We start from the raw sequence: 528 nt of genomic DNA, 5'->3' as shown, positions 1-528 counted from the left end.
CGTAACGCGACCATCACTGGCACTTCGCCGCGCGCAAGCGTCAAAGACACCAGCGTTTGGCAATTTGCCGTTTTGCCGAGAGCCGACGCGTATTGAGCCGCAACACCAACCGAGCGTTCACCCTTCTTCGGCAGTGAGGTGTCATCAATAACCAGCACCGCATCCCTGCCGCCGACAAGTCGGTCCGCCTGATTGAGCAGCTCTGTCTCCAGCGGCGTCGCGTCCCAGACACCGTCCGCAATGAAATGGTGCAGCTGGTCGTAGTTGCCCGTGGCAAGGCGCTCTGCCATCGGCTGAACGCTCTTGCGATCGCCAGGACCGATCAATCCCGCAACGTACAGCGGACACATCCGCTGCCGAGTCTTATGACCCAGCCGGTCCAAGAACGGCATCAGCCAGCGTTCGAGTTCGTCTTCCCATCCCGCCATGGTCAGCCCTCCAAGAGCCGACCACCTATGAATCATTGAAAAATTGATTCGGGAATCCTATAAAGCACGGCAAAATCAACGATCTGCCAAAGTAGTGCTA

The 528-nt window shown here is 57.8% G+C and carries 1 protein-coding gene; it reads right to left on the bottom strand.

Going from position 1 to position 528, the window contains the following annotated elements; translation table 11 throughout:
* A partial coding sequence (locus tag SO140_RS46455; protein ID WP_498544275.1) for an IS701 family transposase occupies window positions 1–464 on the bottom strand: 464 nt, incomplete at its 3' end.
* Window positions 465–528: the final 64 nt, after the last annotated feature.

It is taken from the genome of Bradyrhizobium sp. UFLA05-108, from assembly GCF_059803455.1.
The sequence above is the reverse complement of the archived record's forward strand: the minus strand, read 5'-3'. Positions and strand labels throughout refer to the sequence as shown.